This is a genomic window from Curvibacter gracilis ATCC BAA-807 (genome assembly GCF_000518645.1).
Taxonomy (GTDB): domain Bacteria; phylum Pseudomonadota; class Gammaproteobacteria; order Burkholderiales; family Burkholderiaceae_C; genus Curvibacter; species Curvibacter gracilis.
Genome location: NZ_JADZ01000073.1, coordinates 1 through 1703, shown reverse-complemented (window position 1 = coordinate 1703; position 1703 = coordinate 1). Strand labels below are relative to the sequence as shown.

The window sequence follows — 1703 nt, the reverse complement described above, 5'->3', positions numbered from 1 at the left end:
TAGTCGTGCCTGGTAGGCAAATCCGCCGGGCTTAGATGAGGAGTGATAACGAGGCTGCTTGCAGCCGAAGTGAGTGATACCCTGCTTCCAGGAAAAGCCACTAAGCTTCAGCTACACACGACCGTACCGCAAACCGACACTGGTGCGCGAGATGAGTATTCTAAGGCGCTTGAGAGAACTCAGGAGAAGGAACTCGGCAAATTGATACCGTAACTTCGGGAGAAGGTATGCCCCAAGTAGGTGAACTCGTACAGAGGGAGCCCAAAGGGGTTGCAAAAAATCGGTGGCTGCGACTGTTTAATAAAAACACAGCACTCTGCAAACACGAAAGTGGACGTATAGGGTGTGACGCCTGCCCGGTGCTGGAAGATTAAATGATGGGGTGCAAGCTCTTGATTGAAGTCCCAGTAAACGGCGGCCGTAACTATAACGGTCCTAAGGTAGCGAAATTCCTTGTCGGGTAAGTTCCGACCTGCACGAATGGCGTAACGATGGCCACACTGTCTCCTCCTGAGACTCAGCGAAGTTGAAATGTTTGTGATGATGCAATCTCCCCGCGGAAAGACGGAAAGACCCCATGAACCTTTACTGTAGCTTTGTATTGGACTTTGAACAGATCTGTGTAGGATAGGTGGGAGGCTTTGAAGCGAGGTCGCTAGATCTCGTGGAGCCAACGTTGAAATACCACCCTGGTGTGTTTGAGGTTCTAACCTAGGTCCCTTATCGGGATCGGGGACAGTGCATGGTAGGCAGTTTGACTGGGGCGGTCTCCTCCCAAAGTGTAACGGAGGAGTTCGAAGGTACGCTAGGTACGGTCGGACATCGTGCTAATAGTGCAATGGCATAAGCGTGCTTAACTGCGAGACTGACAAGTCGAGCAGATGCGAAAGCAGGACATAGTGATCCGGTGGTTCTGTATGGAAGGGCCATCGCTCAACGGATAAAAGGTACTCTGGGGATAACAGGCTGATACCGCCCAAGAGTTCATATCGACGGCGGTGTTTGGCACCTCGATGTCGGCTCATCTCATCCTGGGGCTGTAGCCGGTCCCAAGGGTATGGCTGTTCGCCATTTAAAGAGGTACGTGAGCTGGGTTTAAAACGTCGTGAGACAGTTTGGTCCCTATCTTCCGTGGGCGCTGCAGATTTGAGGAAGCCTGCTCCTAGTACGAGAGGACCGGAGTGGACACACCTCTGGTGTATCGGTTGTCACGCCAGTGGCATTGCCGAGTAGCTATGTGTGGAAGAGATAACCGCTGAAAGCATCTAAGCGGGAAACTCGTTTCAAGATGAGATCTGCCGGGGGCTTGACCCCCCTAAAGAGTCGTTCAAGACCAGGACGTTGATAGGTCAGGTGTGGAAGCGCAGCAATGCGTTAAGCTAACTGATACTAATTGCTCGTGCGGCTTGACCCTATAACTTTGAATCCAATTCAAAGTCTGGTTATGCCAAGACGCAATACAAAAAATTGAGCGTAAAGCTACTGATTCCAAACTCTATGAATTCGCCAGGCTGTTGATCTCCAACAGCCCAGCACCAAGTTATGCCTGATGACCATAGCGAGTTGGTCCCACTCCTTCCCATCCCGAACAGGACAGTGAAACAACTCCGCGCCGATGATAGTGCGGGTTCCCGTGTGAAAGTAGGTCATCGTCAGGCTCTTACAGCCCTCAAAACCCCCTCCAGGCAACTGGCGGGGGTTTT

At 51.7% G+C, this 1703-nt stretch carries 2 rRNA genes; both read left to right on the top strand.

Going from position 1 to position 1703, the window contains the following annotated elements:
- A 23S ribosomal RNA gene (locus L880_RS0125550) occupies positions 1-1414 on the top strand; the annotation flags it as partial.
- 131 nt (positions 1415-1545) lie between these two features.
- Positions 1546-1658, top strand: a 5S ribosomal RNA gene (gene rrf, locus L880_RS0125545).
- Positions 1659-1703 lie beyond the last annotated feature (45 nt).